At 59.6% G+C, this 15999-nt stretch carries 17 protein-coding genes; 7 read left to right on the plus strand and 10 right to left on the minus strand.

The genetic code is table 11. The annotated features are described in order from the left end of the window. Positions 1-6: 6 nt before the first annotated feature. The 6 genes from flgJ to BMX68_RS21895 form a co-directional block, all read right to left on the minus strand. On the minus strand, positions 7-1269 hold the full coding sequence (flgJ, locus tag BMX68_RS21870) for a flagellar assembly peptidoglycan hydrolase FlgJ (RefSeq protein ID WP_026012982.1): 1263 nt from the start codon (positions 1267-1269) through the stop codon (positions 7-9). Positions 1270-1282: 13 nt separating this feature from the next. Further along, on the minus strand, positions 1283-2392 hold the full coding sequence (locus BMX68_RS21875) for a flagellar basal body P-ring protein FlgI (protein WP_026012981.1): 1110 nt from the start codon (positions 2390-2392) through the stop codon (positions 1283-1285). A gap of 12 nt (positions 2393-2404) precedes the next feature. Continuing rightward, positions 2405-3100: a flagellar basal body L-ring protein FlgH gene (gene flgH / locus BMX68_RS21880; protein WP_017130127.1), complete on the minus strand. Its 696-nt coding sequence runs from the start codon at positions 3098-3100 to the stop codon at positions 2405-2407. Between the two features lie 52 nt (positions 3101-3152). Then, complete coding sequence (gene flgG, locus BMX68_RS21885) at positions 3153-3938, minus strand: flagellar basal-body rod protein FlgG (RefSeq protein ID WP_017130126.1); 786 nt, start codon at positions 3936-3938, stop codon at positions 3153-3155. Between the two features lie 46 nt (positions 3939-3984). Beyond that, positions 3985-4725, minus strand: coding sequence for a flagellar basal body rod protein FlgF (locus BMX68_RS21890; RefSeq protein WP_026012980.1), 741 nt, complete (start codon positions 4723-4725; stop codon positions 3985-3987). A 245-nt stretch (positions 4726-4970) separates the two neighbouring features. After that, positions 4971-6542 carry a sigma-54-dependent phenylalanine hydroxylase transcriptional regulator PhhR gene (locus tag BMX68_RS21895; RefSeq protein ID WP_017130124.1) on the minus strand — a complete coding sequence of 524 codons (1572 nt, stop codon included), beginning with the start codon at positions 6540-6542 and terminating at the stop codon, positions 4971-4973. Positions 6543-6833: 291 nt separating this feature from the next. On the opposite strand from BMX68_RS21895, the gene phhA reads away from it, so the two are divergent. The 5 genes from phhA (at position 6834) to BMX68_RS21915 (ending at position 9799) form a co-directional block, all read left to right on the plus strand. Continuing rightward, the gene (gene phhA, locus BMX68_RS21900) at positions 6834-7625 is read left to right on the plus strand and encodes a phenylalanine 4-monooxygenase (protein ID WP_017130123.1); all 792 of its coding nucleotides are present in this window, start codon (positions 6834-6836) and stop codon (positions 7623-7625) included. A gap of 95 nt (positions 7626-7720) precedes the next feature. Beyond that, on the plus strand, positions 7721-8077 hold the full coding sequence (locus BMX68_RS21905; protein ID WP_017130122.1) for a 4a-hydroxytetrahydrobiopterin dehydratase: 357 nt from the start codon (positions 7721-7723) through the stop codon (positions 8075-8077). After that, a complete protein-coding gene (locus BMX68_RS21910; RefSeq protein WP_017130121.1) occupies positions 8077-9267 on the plus strand; it encodes an amino acid aminotransferase in 1191 nt (396 codons plus the stop codon). The genes BMX68_RS21905 and BMX68_RS21910 overlap by 1 nt, the downstream gene beginning before the upstream one ends. A 132-nt stretch (positions 9268-9399) precedes the next feature. Next, a complete protein-coding gene (locus BMX68_RS26495) occupies positions 9400-9531 on the plus strand; it encodes a hypothetical protein (protein ID WP_017130120.1) in 132 nt (43 codons plus the stop codon). 85 nt (positions 9532-9616) lie between these two features. After that, positions 9617-9799: a hypothetical protein gene (locus BMX68_RS21915; protein WP_017130119.1), complete on the plus strand. Its 183-nt coding sequence runs from the start codon at positions 9617-9619 to the stop codon at positions 9797-9799. 76 nt (positions 9800-9875) lie between these two features. On the opposite strand, the gene arfB is transcribed toward BMX68_RS21915, so the two are convergent. After that, positions 9876-10289 carry an alternative ribosome rescue aminoacyl-tRNA hydrolase ArfB gene (gene arfB / locus BMX68_RS21920; protein ID WP_017130118.1) on the minus strand — a complete coding sequence of 138 codons (414 nt, stop codon included), beginning with the start codon at positions 10287-10289 and terminating at the stop codon, positions 9876-9878. A gap of 244 nt (positions 10290-10533) precedes the next feature. Continuing rightward, positions 10534-11943 carry an amino acid permease gene (locus tag BMX68_RS21925; RefSeq protein WP_017130117.1) on the minus strand — a complete coding sequence of 470 codons (1410 nt, stop codon included), beginning with the start codon at positions 11941-11943 and terminating at the stop codon, positions 10534-10536. Between the two features lie 796 nt (positions 11944-12739). Here BMX68_RS21925 and BMX68_RS26030 point away from each other — a divergent pair. Both BMX68_RS26030 and BMX68_RS21930 read left to right on the plus strand, forming a co-directional pair. Further along, entirely contained in the window at positions 12740-12877 is a 138-nt protein-coding gene (locus BMX68_RS26030) for a hypothetical protein (protein ID WP_017130115.1), read from the plus strand. Between the two features lie 66 nt (positions 12878-12943). Next, the gene (locus tag BMX68_RS21930) at positions 12944-13909 is read left to right on the plus strand and encodes a CgnE/CgnB domain-containing protein (protein ID WP_017130114.1); all 966 of its coding nucleotides are present in this window, start codon (positions 12944-12946) and stop codon (positions 13907-13909) included. A gap of 73 nt (positions 13910-13982) precedes the next feature. Here the strand turns inward: BMX68_RS21930 and rluB are convergent, their stop codons facing one another. After that, complete coding sequence (rluB, locus tag BMX68_RS21935) at positions 13983-15188, minus strand: 23S rRNA pseudouridine(2605) synthase RluB (RefSeq protein WP_017130113.1); 1206 nt, start codon at positions 15186-15188, stop codon at positions 13983-13985. 240 nt (positions 15189-15428) lie between these two features. Further along, positions 15429-15999, minus strand: a 571-nt coding sequence (locus BMX68_RS21940; RefSeq protein WP_017129771.1) for a class I SAM-dependent methyltransferase, incomplete at its 5' end; no start/stop codon positions are given.

Below are 15999 nucleotides of genomic sequence, written 5' to 3' on the forward strand. Positions count from 1 at the left end.
CAGACCTTATAAATTCGTGGAAGCGCCCGCCGCAGCGTAGTTCTGGTAGCTCTTCATGGTTTTTGCTATTTGCGAAATCTTGCTGGCGTAGTCCGGGTCGGTTGCATACCCGGCCTTTTGTAGCTCACGGACAAACTGCTCTGGGTTATCGGCTGACTTCAGCACATCTTGATAACGATTGTTGCTTTGCAGCATCGAGATCAAATCGTGGAAGCTGTCCTGGTAGGAAGCGTAAGAGCGAAAGTCCGCCGTTTCCTTGACCATCTGCCCATTGCGAAACTCGCTAGTGATCGCCCGAGCCTGCGGTCCCTGCCAACTGCCGCCGGTCTTGATGCCGAACAGGTTATGACTGCTGCTGCCGTCCTGCTGGCGCATGACCGATTTGCCCCAACCGGTTTCCAGGGCTGCCTGAGCCACCAGGTAACGCGGATCGACACCAATGCGTTGGGCCGCCTGTTGCGCCATGGGTAGCAGGGTGGCGACAAATTCATCCTGAGAACTGAACGCCCGCCTGGCCGGCGCCAAGGGCGGCTGAGCCATGGCGCGACCGTAGATCTGCATGCCCCCATTCGGTACGGCCAGCCAGTCGCCATTGACCACGCTATCGCCAGCGGCACGTTGCGCCAGGACGTGCCTGGCCGGTGCGACTTGGGCACCGTCAATCGACGGAACAAGCCCGGCCAGCAAGCGATCAGCCAGCTTGCTCGGCAACGCCAGACGCCGCGAGTTGAGTTTCGCCACATCGTTGCGCAGGCTGGCGTCGGCGTTGTTCTGCGTAGCGACCCGCGACGCCCACAGGGCGTGCTGGCCGTTAGAGCGCACGAACGGCGAACCCGGCGTCGGCGTCGCGGTACCTGCGGCAATCGGCGTCTGGACCGGCTTCTCGAGCGCTCCCGCTGGCGGTCCGGCCTTGAGCCCACTTTCCGACGGCCTGGAGGATTTTTCCTTGGACATCTGGCGCATCAACACGTCAGCCAGACCGATACCTCCACCCTGGCGGGACATGGTCACGGCCAGTTGCTGGTCATACATTTCCTGGTATTGCTTGGCCGCCGGAGTATTGAGCGGATTGTCCTGGCCCAGCACTTCGGTGGCCGAACGCATGGACTTGAGCATTTGACTGAGAAACAGCGACTCGAATTCCTGCGCGACCTTGCGCAGATTGCCGTCACTGTTGCGGTCGCCGACCTTCAGATTGTTCAGGCGATTGAGGTCGGTATAGGCGCCCGAGTCGCTGGCGCTGACGATCCCACTCTTATGAATATCCACCATGGAAACGGCCTCAAATCACGATCAGGTCGGCTTGCAGCGCGCCGGCCTGTTTCAGCGCTTCGAGGATCGCCATCAGGTCGCCTGGCGCCGCCCCCACCTGATTCACCGCCCGGACGATCTCGTCCAGGGTCGTGCCTGGACCGAACTTGAACATCGGCTTGGCTTCCTGCTGGGCATTGACCCGCGAACGCGGGACCACCGCCGTGGTGCCGTTCGACAGCGGGCCTGGCTGGCTGACGATCGGGTCTTCGGTGATGGTCACCGTCAGGCTGCCGTGGGTCACTGCCGCCGGCGAAACCTTGACGTTCTGACCGATCACGATAGTGCCGGTACGCGAGTTGATGATGACCTTAGCCACCGCCTGCCCCGGATCGACCTCAAGGTTTTCCAGGATCGACAGGTAGTCGACACGTTGGCTCGGATCCAGTGGCGCGGTGACCCGAATCGAGCCGCCGTCGATGGCTTGTGCCACGCCGGGGCCGAGCATATTGTTAATTTTATCGACGATGCGCTTGGCCGTGGTGAAGTCCGAACGGTTGAGATTCAGGGTCAGGCTATTGCCCTGATTGAAACCACTGGGCACCGCGCGCTCGACCGAAGCACCACCGGGAATACGACCGGCCGACGGCACGTTGACGGTGATCTTCGAACCGTCACGCCCCTCGGCATCAAAACCGCCCACCACCAGGTTGCCCTGGGCGATGGCGTAGACGTTACCGTCGATCCCCTTCAGCGGCGTCAGCAGCAAGGTGCCGCCACGCAGGCTCTTGGAGTTACCGATGGAAGAAACGGTGATATCCACCACCTGACCCGGCTTGGCGAACGCCGGCAGATCGGCGCTGATCGACACCGCCGCGACGTTCTTCAACTGCACGTTGGCGGAACTGGGCGGCACCTTGATACCGAACTGCGACAGCATGTTGTTGAACGTCTGTAGGGTAAACGGCGTCTGGGTGGTCTGGTCACCGGTGCCATTGAGGCCGACCACCAGGCCATAACCGATCAACTGGTTGGAGCGCACGCCGGAAATGCTGGCGATGTCCTTCAACCGCTCGGCCTGGACATCGAAGGCGATAGACATCAGCAACACAGCCGCCATCAGATGCTTGAAGTTGAACATGGTCATCGGCACCTAGAAAGGCCAGAGCGGGCTGAGGAAGAAACGGTCGAACCAACCCGGCTGGCTCGTATCGGCAAAGGAGCCGGTCCCCGAATAGGTGATGCGCGCATCGGCCACTCGGGTCGATGAAACGGTGTTATCGGTGGAGATATCGTCGGCCCGAACCAGGCCGGCAATCCGCACCAGCTCATCGCCGGTGTTGAGGGTCATCCACTTCTCGCCACGCACCGCAATGATGCCGTTGGGCAATACATCCGCCACGGTGACGGTGATCGAACCGGTCAGGCTGTTGCTCTGGCCGGCCTTGGCCGAGCCGTCGGTGGCACGGTTGCCGCTGTAGCCGGCGCTCAGGCTCAGGTCACCGCCGCCCAGTGGGTTGTTGGTATTGGGCGTACTGCCAAACAACGAGCTCAGACCGATGTTCGTGGCACTTTTCTTCGACAGGTTGGAGCTGGCGTTCTTGCTGGCCTGGGTCGCCTCGTTCAAGGTGATGGTGATGATGTCGCCGACCCGGAATGCCTTGCGATCACTGTACAAGTTCTGTTCGAAACCGGCCTGATAGATCGAACCGTTGTTTGCCGCTGCGGGCAACGGCGTGCGCGGCAACACCGGCGCGTAGTAAGGGTCGTTCGGCTTGGGTGGCGGATTCACGCAACCTGCCAGTGCCGCGACCCCACTCAGCGCGAGAATTGAAAACAACCGATTCATGACCCTACCTCACGGTGTTGCAGGCGACCTTCAGACCGCCCCATAGACTTGATTACAGATTCTGCGTGACGAACGAGAGCATCTGGTCGGCGGTGGAGATCACCTTGGAGTTCATTTCGTAGGCACGCTGGGTGGTGATCATGTTGACCATCTCTTCCACCGTGCTGACGTTCGACGTTTCCAGGGTGCTCTGCTCGGTGGTACCGAAACCGTTGAGCCCCGGCGTACCGACCTGTGGCGCGCCACTGGCGGCGGTTTCCAGGAACAGGTTGCCGCCCACGGCTTGCAAGCCAGCCGGGTTGATGAAGTCGGCGGTCTGCAGGTTGCCGATCACTTGCGAAGCCGGGTTGCCGGCGACGGTGATCGATACGGTGCCGTCCTTGCCCACGGTGAAGGTCTGGGCGTTGTTCGGAATCACGATCGCGGGATCCAGAGCAAAGCCGCTGGCGGTGACGACCTGGCCGTTGTTGTCCAGATGGAAAGTGCCGTCACGGGTGTAGGCCGTGGTGCCGTCCGGTTGCAGTATCTGGAAGAAGCCGCGACCGTTGACCGCCATGTCCAGCGGTTGATCAGTGGTCTGCAGGCTGCCGGCGGCGAAGTTCTTTTGCGTGCCGACAATGCGCACACCCGTACCCAGTTGCAAGCCAGACGGCAGTTCGCTGTCCTGAGTGGACTGGGCGCCAGGTTGGCGTTTGATCTGGTACAGCAGGTCCTGGAACTCGGCGCGATCACGTTTGAAGCCGGTGGTCGAGACGTTGGCCAGGTTGTTGGAAATGGTGGTCAGGTTGGTGTCTTGCGCCGCCAAACCTGTTTTTGCAACCCATAGTGCCGGAAGCATTCTGCTCTCCTTCGCGCGCCTGTTTTACGGCGCTACGTTGTGGTGATTAGCTAATCTGCAAGACCCGAGCCATTGCCTGGTCATCGTCTTTGGCGGTGTTCATCATTTTGATATGCAACTCGAACTGCTTGGCCAAGGCCAGCACCGAGGTCATTTCCTCGACGGCATTGACGTTGCTTGCCTCAAGGAAACCGGACACCAGCTTGACGTTGGCATCCGCCGCCGCTGGCTGGCCGTCCTTGGTGTGGATCATCCCGTCCAGGCCCTTGGTCATGTTCTTCAGGTCCGGGTTGACCAGCTTGATGCGATCGACCACGGCCACGACACGCGGGCCTTCACCCATCGCACGGATACTGATGGTGCCGTCCTCGCCCACTTCGACCTTCGCCTCGGGCGGCACGGCAATCGGCCCGGCATTGCCCATCACCGGCATACCGTTGCCTGCACGCAATATGCCCAGCGCATCGATATTCATGCTCGCGGTACGCACATAGCCTTCGCTACCGTCGGGAGCCTGCACCGCCACCCAGCCGGTGCCGCCCACGGCTACGTCGAGATCACGCCCGGTTTGCTGCATCGGGCCTGGCGAGAAGTCGGTTGCCGGCCGCTCGGACATGGCAAACGCGCGCGCCGCAAAGACATCACCGAACACCGGCATCGAACGGGCCTGCTCCAGGTCACGCTGAAAGCCGCTGGTGGAGATGTTCGCCAGATTGTTGGCATGTGCCTTTTGCGCCAGAGCATTCTGGCTGGCGCCGGTCATTGCCACGTAAAGGTACTTGTCCACAGTCTTTCCTCTTTACTGACGGACGTTTGCCGCCCACCGTTGTACAGCGAGAGGCCTAGCAATTTTTGCACCAACTTGTTTTTTTGACGGCCAAACCCAAGCCAGCCGGGACTTCGATGGTATTTCGAGGGTTTCAAGAGGGTGAGCAGGGACGAAAAAACGGCGCAGTTATGCCGCTGACGGCAAGTATCGGTAGCGATGCGGGAGAAAAGCCGGCGCCCAGGCAGACCCAGCTCCGATGTACCCTAGGAATCCGATACGCTGTCTCTCTTTCCGAGATTATGTTCCTTCAGTTTATTGGCAATGGTGGTATGGGAAACGCCCAGCCGCTTGCCCAGCAAACGACTGCTCGGATGCTCCGAATACAAGCGCTCCAGCACCGCCTTCTCGAATCGTCCGACAATCTCGTCCAACCCACCCTCCAGGGAAAAGTCCCCCAGCGGCTGGCGCACCCCGTAATCCGGCAGGCGAATATGTTCGCCCTTGACCCATCCCCCTTCGCATAACGAAACCGCCTGAAACAATACGTTTTCCAGTTGCCGGATATTTCCCGGCCAGTGGTAGTGACTCAGGCGCTCCATGGCCGCCGGCGCCAGTTGCGGCAACGGGCAGCCGATCTGCCGGCTGGCCTGGTCGAGGAAGTGCTCCACCAATGGCGCCAGGCCGTCCAGGCATTCACGCAAGGGCGGGATATGCAGCGACAGTACATTGAGGCGGTGATACAGATCCTGGCGAAACTCGCCACGGGCACACGACTCCGACAGATCGACCTGGGTGGCGCAGATCACCCGCACATCGAGATAAACCTCTTCGTCACTGCCCACCCGACGGAAACCGCCATCCTGCAGAAAGCGCAGCAGCTTGGCCTGCAAGCGCGGGCTCATCTCCGCGACCCCATCCAGAAACAGCGTGCCGCCGGCCGTCAGTTCCAACAACCCGAGCTTGCCTTCCGCGCGCGCACCGTCAAAAGCGCCGGGGCCATAACCGAACAATTCGGTTTCGGCCATCGACTCCGACAGCCCAGCGCAATTAAGCGCCATCAACGGCGCCTGGCCACGTGGACTGGCCAGGTGACAGGCGCGCGCCAACAGCTCCTTGCCGGTACCGGTCTCACCTTCGATCAACAGCGGCGCATCCAACGGGGCCATACGCCGAGCCTCGCGCACCACCGCGGCCATCACCCGGGAACTCTGGAAAATACTGTCGAACCCACGCAATTCCTGCTTGCGCACGTTATAGATCCGTTCACCGAGCTGATCGGCGCGGTGCAGCGTCAACACCGCGCCAGCCATCGCCTCGCTGTCGTCATGCTCCGACCGCAGGGGGGCGATATCCGCCAGAAAGACGTCACCCTTGATCTTGACCCGCAGGCCATTGATTCGCGACTTGCTGGTGCGCACCAGTTGCGGCAGGTCGAAATCCGCCGCATAGCGGGACAAAGCGATCCCCGGCACCTCATCGACCCGCACACCGAGCAACTGCGCCGCCGCCCGGTTCGCCGCGACAATCGAGCCGCCCATGTCGATGGACAACACCGGAAACTCCAGCGCCCCCAGCAGCGCATTGAGCTCCATGTGCCGGCGCTCGCTGGGCATCAACCCGACCCGCTTCACGCCAAACACCCCCGCGATGGTCTCGAACTTCGGACGCAGGGCCTGAAACTGCAGGTTGATCAGGTTCGGGCAATGCAAGTAGATGGCATTGCCCTGGTCGCCACCGACCTCGCCACGGGCCACGTTGATGCCGTAGTCCACCAGCAGGTTGAGAATGTCGCGCAGGATGCCGATGCGGTTCTGGCAATGCACTTTGATACGCATGGAAAGATCCAGGAAGATGGTGGGGACGGTGTCGTGGGCGTTTTTCGGCCCGACTCTGGGCAATTTTTTCCATTGCCTTGCAATTTTTCGTAAAGATTACGTGACAGATATCAACTTCGCCATCGCACAAAAGCCCCGTCTTCTCGACAACGGCCGACACTCGTCACGAATACTTTACAGGTCAACCGCCTCAAGCGCTTCATCGCGACCTCCCGCTCCGATGCATTTCCCGCGTCCGCGGATCAACACTAGTAGACATAACAAGAATGATCCCTCGAGCAGGAGAGCGGTATGAAGCAGACGCAATACGTGGCGCGCGAGCCCGACGCACAAGGGTTTATCGACTACCCGCCCGCCGAGCATGCGGTCTGGAACACTCTGATCACTCGTCAGTTGCAAGTGATCGATGGTCGTGCGTGCCAGGAATACCTGGATGGCATCGAAAAGCTCAAGCTACCCCATGAGCGAATTCCGCAACTCGGCGAAATCAACACGGTCCTGGCGGCCACCACTGGCTGGCAGGTGGCTCGAGTGCCGGCATTGATCCCGTTCCAGACCTTCTTTGAATTGCTGGCCAACAAGCAGTTTCCGGTGGCCACTTTCATTCGTACCGAAGAAGAGCTGGACTACCTGCAGGAGCCGGACATCTTCCACGAGATCTTTGGCCACTGCCCACTGTTGACCAACCCTTGGTTCGCCGAATTCACCCACACCTACGGCAAGCTCGGCCTGCAGGCCAGTAAGGAACAACGGGTGTACCTGGCGCGCCTGTATTGGATGACCATCGAATTCGGCCTGGTGGACACGCCACAAGGCCGGCGCATCTATGGCGGCGGCATTCTCTCCTCGCCCAAGGAGACGCTGTACAGCTTGTCAGACACGCCCGAGCATCAACCGTTCGACCCGCTGGAAGCCATGCGCACCCCGTATCGCATCGATATCCTGCAACCGGTGTACTTTACGCTGCCGAACCTCAAGCGGTTGTTCGATCTGGCCCACGAGGACATCATGGGTATGGTCGAACAAGGGATGAAGCTGGGCTTGCACCCAGCGAAATTTGCGCCCAAGCCCAAGGCTGCCTGATCGGCTTTTTGCCACTGCCCGAGCCATTCTCGCCCACATACGTTCATCTGGGCGAATGGCGTCTACCGAACAAAAACGAACCACAGGAATACCCCATGAACAGCTTGCACCAAGCCCACTGCGAAGCCTGCCGCGCCGATGCCCCACAGGTCAGCGACGAAGAACTGCCGGTACTGATCAAACAGATTCCGGACTGGAATATCGAAGTCCGCGACGGCATCATGCAGTTGGAGAAGGTCTACCGGTTCAAGAACTTCAAGTTCGCCCTGGCCTTCACCAATGCCATCGGCGACCTCTCCGAAGCCGAAGGCCATCATCCTGGCCTGTTGACCGAGTGGGGCAAAGTCACCGTGACCTGGTGGAGCCACTCGATCAAGGGTCTGCACCGTAACGATTTCATCATGGCGGCACGCACCGACGAGGTCAGCAAATCCGCCGAGGGCTGTAAATAATGCATTTCACCGCCATTGCGCGCGTACCTGGCGATCCGATTCTCGGATTATTGGAGGCCTATGCCCAGGACCCCAACCCGGCCAAGTTCGATCTCGGCGTAGGGGTCTACAAAGACGCCCAAGGCCTGACGCCGATCCTGCGCTCGGTCAAGCTGGCCGAGCAGAAACTGGTGGAAGGACAGATGACCAAGTCCTATATCGGCGGCCATGGTGATCCGCGTTTCGCCAGTCTGCTGACCGAACTGGTCATGGGCGCCGATTCGCCGCTGATCGCCGGCCAGCGTGTCGGCGCCACCCAGACCCCCGGCGGCACCGGGGCGTTGCGCCTGAGCGCCGACTTTATCGCCCACTGCCTGCCGGGGCGGGGCATCTGGCTCAGCGATCCGACCTGGCCGATCCACGAAACCATCTTCGCCGCCGCCGGCCTGAAGATCAGCCACTACCCTTACGTCGACGCCCACAACCGCCTGGACATCGCAGGCATGCTGGCCACCCTGGAGCAGGTTCCGCCGGGCGACGTCGTGCTGTTGCACGCCTGCTGCCACAACCCGACCGGTTTCGATCTGTCCCACGCGGATTGGTACAAGGTGCTGGATATCGTCCGTCGCCGCGAACTGCTGCCACTGATCGACTTCGCCTACCAGGGCTTTGGCGACGGTGTAGAGCAGGATGCCTGGGCCGTGCGCCTGTTCGCCCAGGAACTGCCGGAGGTGCTGATCACCAGTTCCTGCTCGAAGAACTTTGGCCTGTATCGCGAGCGCACCGGCGCGCTGATCGTCAGCACCGCCGATGCCGATAAGCTGCTGGATGTGCGCAGCCAGTTGGCCGCCATCGCCCGTAATCTCTGGTCCAACCCGCCGGACCATGGCGCAGCGGTGGTCATGAGCATCCTTGACGATGCCCAATTGAAAAGCCTGTGGGCCGACGAAGTGGAAGCCATGCGTCTGCGAATCGCGCAGTTGCGCAGCGGCCTGGTCGAAGCCCTGCAGCCCCATGGGTTGGCGCAACGCTTTGCGCATATCGGCCAGCAGCGCGGGATGTTTTCCTACACAGGCCTGTCACCCGCCCAGGTCAAGCGCCTGCGCGACGAGTACAGCGTGTATATGGTCAGCTCTGGCCGGGCCAACGTCGCCGGGATCGACGCGACACGCCTGAACGCACTGGCCGAGGCGATTGCGGCGGTCTGCTAGTACCGGTAATGAGCCACCACCGGACAGATAAAAATCTTTCTGTTATTTGTACTGCTGTATCCTATCCAGGCTTTTTTAAAAGCGCGGATCTACCCAGCGATTTAAAAACAGACCTTGCGAGGAGCGACGACGATGCACGAGATACCCAACCTCCCCTTCCCAAGCCTGCACGAAACTGAGCAGAAAACCCCGCAACCAGCCAGTGCCCAACCGCCTGAAAAGACCGAGGCCGCAGAAAGCCTCAAGGCCGACAGCGAAGACTGAAACGCCTGAAACGCTGGCCGTGTGAAAAACCGCCTCTGGTGTTTTTCATACAGCCAGACACAACCATCACTCCCCGGACCACGCCGTGACCGACACTTTCGACGAAACCCAAGCCAGCCTACTGATCGGCACCGCCGAAAAGATGATCGAGCTGTGGAACAGTCTTAGCCCGGAAAAACAGGCTGTCTTGCTCGCCCGTTTCGGCAATCAGGAAAATGCCCTGGCCACCCTGGTCGCTACCCGACTGTTGGCACCGACCCAATCCTGAACGCTGCCCCGCCCGGCCTGGGTTCGATTTAACGCCCTGCAAGCCACCCGCCGCTCAGCCTATCGTTGTTATTCGCCTAGAAATCGACCTTGCCGCGCCCTGCCTTGATCGCCCCGCGCTGGTTCTTGGTCTCCAGTCGACGCTTTTTCGAGCCCTGTGTGGGCTGGGTCGGACGGCGCTTCTTGACGACCTTAGTCGCCGCCAGAATCAACGCGACCAGGCGCTCCAGGGCATCCGCGCGATTCTGCTCCTGGGTTCGATATTGCTGGGCCTTGATCACAATCACTCCGTCAGCAGTGATGCGACTGTCCCGCAGGGCCAGCAGGCGCTCCTTGTAGAACGGCGGCAGGGACGAGGCCGGAATATCGAAACGCAGGTGCACCGCGCTGGACACCTTGTTGACGTTCTGCCCGCCAGCGCCCTGGGAGCGGATGGCCGTCAGCTCGATCTCGGTATCCGGCAGGTGCACGTTGTTGGAAATCACCAGCATGTGAAAGCGTCCGACATCAGGGCATTCAGGATACCGAAATAACCAACCCGATACAGGGCCGCATCATGCTGTTCACTTAAACCTTTGCAGTCGCCCCCCCCCTTGTGGCGAGCCTGCGTATCGGAACGCCGCACGTCCAGGTTTAACTCATGGGCTCAGTACCAAATGTTTGAGAGCGAGGGCCAGACAAGGCACACGCGGGTACATTTGCTGCGGGACCGGGTTTGTCTGGCACCATCATTGCCTACTTCACCGCTGGCACCGGCTGTCTGGCATCGCGCTTGTTCTTGAGGCCGTAGCAGAACCACATGAACGCCAACCACAGCGGAATGGCATACACCGAGACCTGGATACCCGGAGTCATCAGCATGATGCCGAGGATGAACACCACGAACGCCAGGCAGACATAGTTGCCATAGGGGTACCAGAGTGCCTTGAACAACGGCACCTGTTGCGTGCTATTCAAGTGCTGGCGGAACTTGAAGTGCGAGTAGCTGATCATCGCCCAGTTGATCACCAGGGTCGCAACCACCAGTGACATCAATAGCTCCAGGGCATGCTGCGGGATCAGGTAGTTCATGACCACGGCGACGAAGGTCACCAGCGCCGAAGCGAGAATCGAACGCACCGGCACGCCACGCTTGTCGATCCGCGCCAACATCCGCGGCGCATCACCCTGCTCGGCCATACCCAGCAGCATACGGCTGTTGCAGTAGGTGCCGCTGTTGTACACCGAGAGCGCCGCAGTCAGGACCACGAAGTTGAGGATATGCGCGGCGGTGTTGCTGCCGAGCATCGAAAACACCTGGACGAACGGGCTGGCACTGTAGGCGTCGCCAGAGCCGTTCAGGCTACTGAGCAGGTTGTCCCAGGGTGTCAGCGACAGCAGCACGATCAAGGCGCCGATGTAGAAAATCAGAATCCGGTAGATCACCTGGTTGATCGCCTTGGGAATCACGGTTTTCGGCTGGTCGGCTTCAGCTGCCGTGAAACCGAGCATTTCCAGGCCACCGAAGGAGAACATGATGATCGCCATGGCCAGAACCAGGCCACTAACGCCATTGGGGAAGAAACCACCGTGCTCCCACAGGTTACTCACCGAGGCTTGAGGGCCGCCGTGGCCGCTGACCAACAGGTAGCTGCCGAGGGCGATCATGCCGACAATAGCCACCACCTTGATGATGGCAAACCAGAACTCCGCCTCACCGAAGACCCTGACGTTGGCCAGGTTGATCAGGTTGATCAGTACGAAGAAAGCCGCCGCCGAAGCCCAGGTGGGGACAGTCGGCCACCAATAGTGGATGTACTTGCCGACCGCGGTCAACTCCGACATGCCCACCAGGATATACAGGAGCCAACAGTTCCAACCCGACAGGAAACCGGCGAAGCCGCCCCAATACTTGTGGGCGAAGTGGCTGAAGGAGCCGGCCACCGGCTCTTCGACGATCATCTCGCCCAGTTGACGCATGATCATGAAGGCAATGAAGCCACAGATCGCATAGCCGAGGATCATCGACGGACCGGCGGATTTCAGCACCCCGGCGGAACCGAGGAACAGCCCTGTGCCGATGGCGCCGCCAAGGGCGATCAATTGGATATGACGATTTTTCAGGCCGCGTTTCAGCTCACCTGAAGGGGGAATGGATCCACTCATTACAAAGGGTCTCACGCAAGGTTTGATGAGGTGTCGAGGTATCAGCGATGGGTGCTAGATGAAACCGCAGAGACACACACCAGGCCACCGCATGGACGCCAGGCATTCAGAGGGCAGCAATTGTAGGAAATATTACGAGTCATGCGTCACCTGTTTGTTTTTATCCGTGACGAAATCGAACCCATCACGCTTGTGGCGCGATGGCGTGAATAAGGCGGGTAGCCTTGAGTGTACGGCCTTCGGGGCATCGCGAGGCAGCCACCGAGCAGGACAAAATGCGGGTACGCAGTTGGGTCACAGTTAAAACGCCCGGTATTGTACACCGCTAAGCTGCGACCGGCAGGTAGGCGCATCACACCACCGCGATGCCGGAGGACAGTCGGCAGAAAAAACCCGGTTGCTCGCAACCTCGGCAACTATTCCTTGCACGGCATCCAGACGAGTGATTTCAAAGGGCTTGACCGGTAATCCGTAAGCATTGTCTGACACTGCGTAACGAAAATCTTCCAATCATGCGAATCAACTCGACTGCCTGTAAATTGACGAATAGCGCTTTTCGATCCGATATTTTCGACTGAACCATTGTTTTTACTGAGCAAGCTTTTCAGCAAAAAACAGAATAAAAAATCCATCTAAAAATATTTTGAATTATTTTTTGCACCAAGGAAGTTCCTGCACTAAATTTTCACCCACTTGCCGAAACCGCTTCGGCGAGTCAACGAGCGGTGCAAACCGGTACGCCTCTTTGAACACCGCCCGATAGCCGTGCAAGACATTCTTAATAAGGAGATTCATCATGCAAGTATCGGATCAAGACGTGGTAACCGACCTGCAACTGGACGACTGGTTTGAAGCCCCGACACACGAGGCAGCCGTTGAAATGATGCAAGCCGATGCGGTCGTGCCATTCGGCACCGCGATGTGGCCTTTCTAAAGGCATCCCAGGGCGGGGGCGGTGCAACGCACCCGCCACTTTTCGATGCGGACCAGGAACGACGTCATGGACAAGACCCACGCCCTCGAACACTTTCTCTACTACCTGGGACACCACCCGGCCCTTGAAGGCGTTGCCCATCCGAAAGTGCTGGTGGGGCACACCTTGGACTACACCGACATCTGCGCCGCCATTATCGAGCACGCTGCTGGTACCCGGCATTTTTCGTTCGACGCCATGCGCCTGGATCTCCAACCCAGCCCGATCCTTCAGGAGGCCATTACCGACAGCGACCTGTATATCTTCTTCTACGATTCCTCGACACTCTCGCCACCGCGTCCGGAAGGACCCGAATTCATGCGCGCACTGCATGGCGTGATGGCTGAACATTGGCGTAAGTCGCTGCTGTTCAAGGATTACGGCGACTATTTCTACGACACCTTCAGCGTCAGTCCCCAGCGCATTGCCGACCTCAATGAAACCTTGATCCGACGGATCTCCCAAGCCAGCATACTGAGCTTCAAGGACCGCCATGGCTCCTACCTGGAGGCGCCGCTGCACAACATCCACAAGTGGACCAATATCAACGGCGTCGGCAACTACGACCTGGCGCCCGGAGAAATCGCCACCCACAGCGATACAATCAATGGTCACGTGCAATTTATCGGGACCTTTCTCGGGACCATTCCCTTCGCCCGCAAGTATGGCGTGCTGGAGTCCCCCCTGGAGCTGTGGATCGACAACTCCATCATCAGCCGGGTTTCCAGCCAAGTGCCGGGCCTGGAAGCCGATTTCAACAAATACCTGAGTGCCAACCCCTCCAATCGTCGGGTCGAGGAGCTAGGCATCGGAACCAATGAAGGCATAACAGAGCTGTATGCGCGCAACTCGGGATTCGAGGAACGGCATTGCGGCCTACACCTGGGCCTCGGTGGCGGCGCCAAGGGCAGTCACCACCTGGACCTGATATTCGCCAGTGGTGAACTGGCGCTGGATGGCAAACCGGTATTCGACGGCCAATTCGCGTTCTGATTACACAATTGATCGGCAAAAAAAACGCCAATCCGAGGATTGGCGTTGTTTATTCCAACAGGACGCTCAGCGCTTATTCAGGCTTGCGCCGCCCGAATCCAGGGCGCTGGCCAGAACCGGCCGGGGCGCCACGACGCTTGCCCGACGGCGCGTCCTTGTCCACCAGGCTGATACCTGGACGCTTGGACTTCGGTGCTGGCTTGGCCGGACGCTTGCTGTCCACCGGACGATCCGCCAGCGGTGTTCCGCGCGACTCGCCACGACCGGCTGGCCGCGGGGCGCGGGGGGTGCGCTCACCATCCTGACGAGGGGCCGGTTTGCGAGCCGGGCGCTCACCGTCGATGTGCGGCTCGCGCGATACACGCTCAGGGGCGGCTGCGCCGCTGGCCGGACGCAAGGTCCGTACACGCTCGGTCTTGCCCATTGGACGCGAGGATTTACGCTGCATCCGCTCCAGCTTGTCCTTACTCTTGGCGTTCAACTGCGGCATCGCCACCGGCGTCAGGCCAACCTCGGCACTGAGGATATCGACCTCGTACTGGGTCATTTCGCGCCAGCGGCCCATCGGCAAGTCGGAGTTCAAGAATACCGGGCCAAAACGCACGCGTTTGAGACGGCTGACCACCAGGCCCTGAGATTCCCAGAGGCGACGAACTTCACGGTTGCGACCTTCCATCACCACGCAGTGGTACCAATGGTTGAAGCCTTCGCCACCCGGTGCCTGCTGGATGTCGGTAAACTTCGCCGGACCGTCTTCGAGGACCACACCAGCCTTGAGCCGCTCGATCATCTCGTCGTCAACCTCGCCACGCACACGGACCGCGTATTCACGGTCCATTTCGTAGGACGGGTGCATCAGGCGATTGGCGAGTTCACCGTCGGTGGTGAACATCAACAAACCGGTGGTATTGATGTCCAGGCGGCCGATATTGATCCAACGGCCCTCTTTCGGACGCGGCAGCTTATCGAACACAGTCGGGCGCCCTTCCGGATCGTCACGGGTGCAGATTTCGCCGTCGGGTTTGTTGTACATGATCACGCGGCGCACCGATTCAGCGGCTTCTTCGCGCTTGATGACCTTGCCATCAATGGTGATGGCGTCGTGCAGGTCGACGCGCTGGCCAAGAGTGGCATCTTTGCCATTGACCTTGATCCGGCCTTTACTGATCCAGCCTTCCACGTCGCGGCGCGAGCCAACGCCGATACGGGCGAGGACCTTCTGCAGTTTTTCGCCTGCGGGGCCGATTTCCTGGCTGTCTTTCTGATCGTTGTCACTCATCTGGGCACCTCCCGGTGTGTCGATTCAGGCTCGGCCTGAAGAGATAAAAGCCTGTTCTGGACGATAGGATCGTCGAAGGGGCACCAATCATACGCCGATCCGCAGTTTCATGCACTAACGAGCAGCAGTTTGTGGGAACGCCGTTTCCAGGGGTTTGGAGAGCAACTTTTCCGCCCCCTGGCTTCGATGGTTAAGTCCGGGCGGTTATCCACGTTATGTCGGGCACCGCCGCCTTCGCGCTCAAACAGTCGCGAGAATGAAGATCCGTTTGAACGGAAACAGGGTGCATCCATTCCCTTCCGGTGGGTAATCCTGATGAACACGTGGCAGATAGTGATCGAGAAATCTTTGCCGTTCTTGCTCGTCCAGTGCCAGCAGCACTGGACGTAATGCCGAGACCTTGACCCAGTCGAAGATCGGTGAGTTGCCCTCGACTATCTGTAAGTGCTCTGTTTCCCAGATATCCACGTCCTTGGTCAGCGGAGCCAACAAACGATAGTAATCGTCTAGTGACAGCACCGAACGCTCGGCCATAGACCGTCGCAGTTGCAAATCCCCCAGTGGTCCGTTATTGATACCGCCGTGCTCAAGGGTTTCCAGCATCAATTGATACCAGGGTGCATCACGCCAGTTGGGCATATGCGCCGCCAGGCAGCCACCGGGATTGAGTTGTGCCAATAAATGTGGCAGCAACACCTTGTGATCTTTGATGAAGTGCAGCACCGCCGCTGCAAACAACAGGTCTGCTCGCTGATCGGCCTTCCAGACTTGTAGGTCGCATGCCTGCCAAAACGCTTTGATTGGCAAGCTC

This window comes from Pseudomonas agarici, from assembly GCF_900109755.1.
Lineage (GTDB): Bacteria > Pseudomonadota > Gammaproteobacteria > Pseudomonadales > Pseudomonadaceae > Aquipseudomonas > Aquipseudomonas agarici.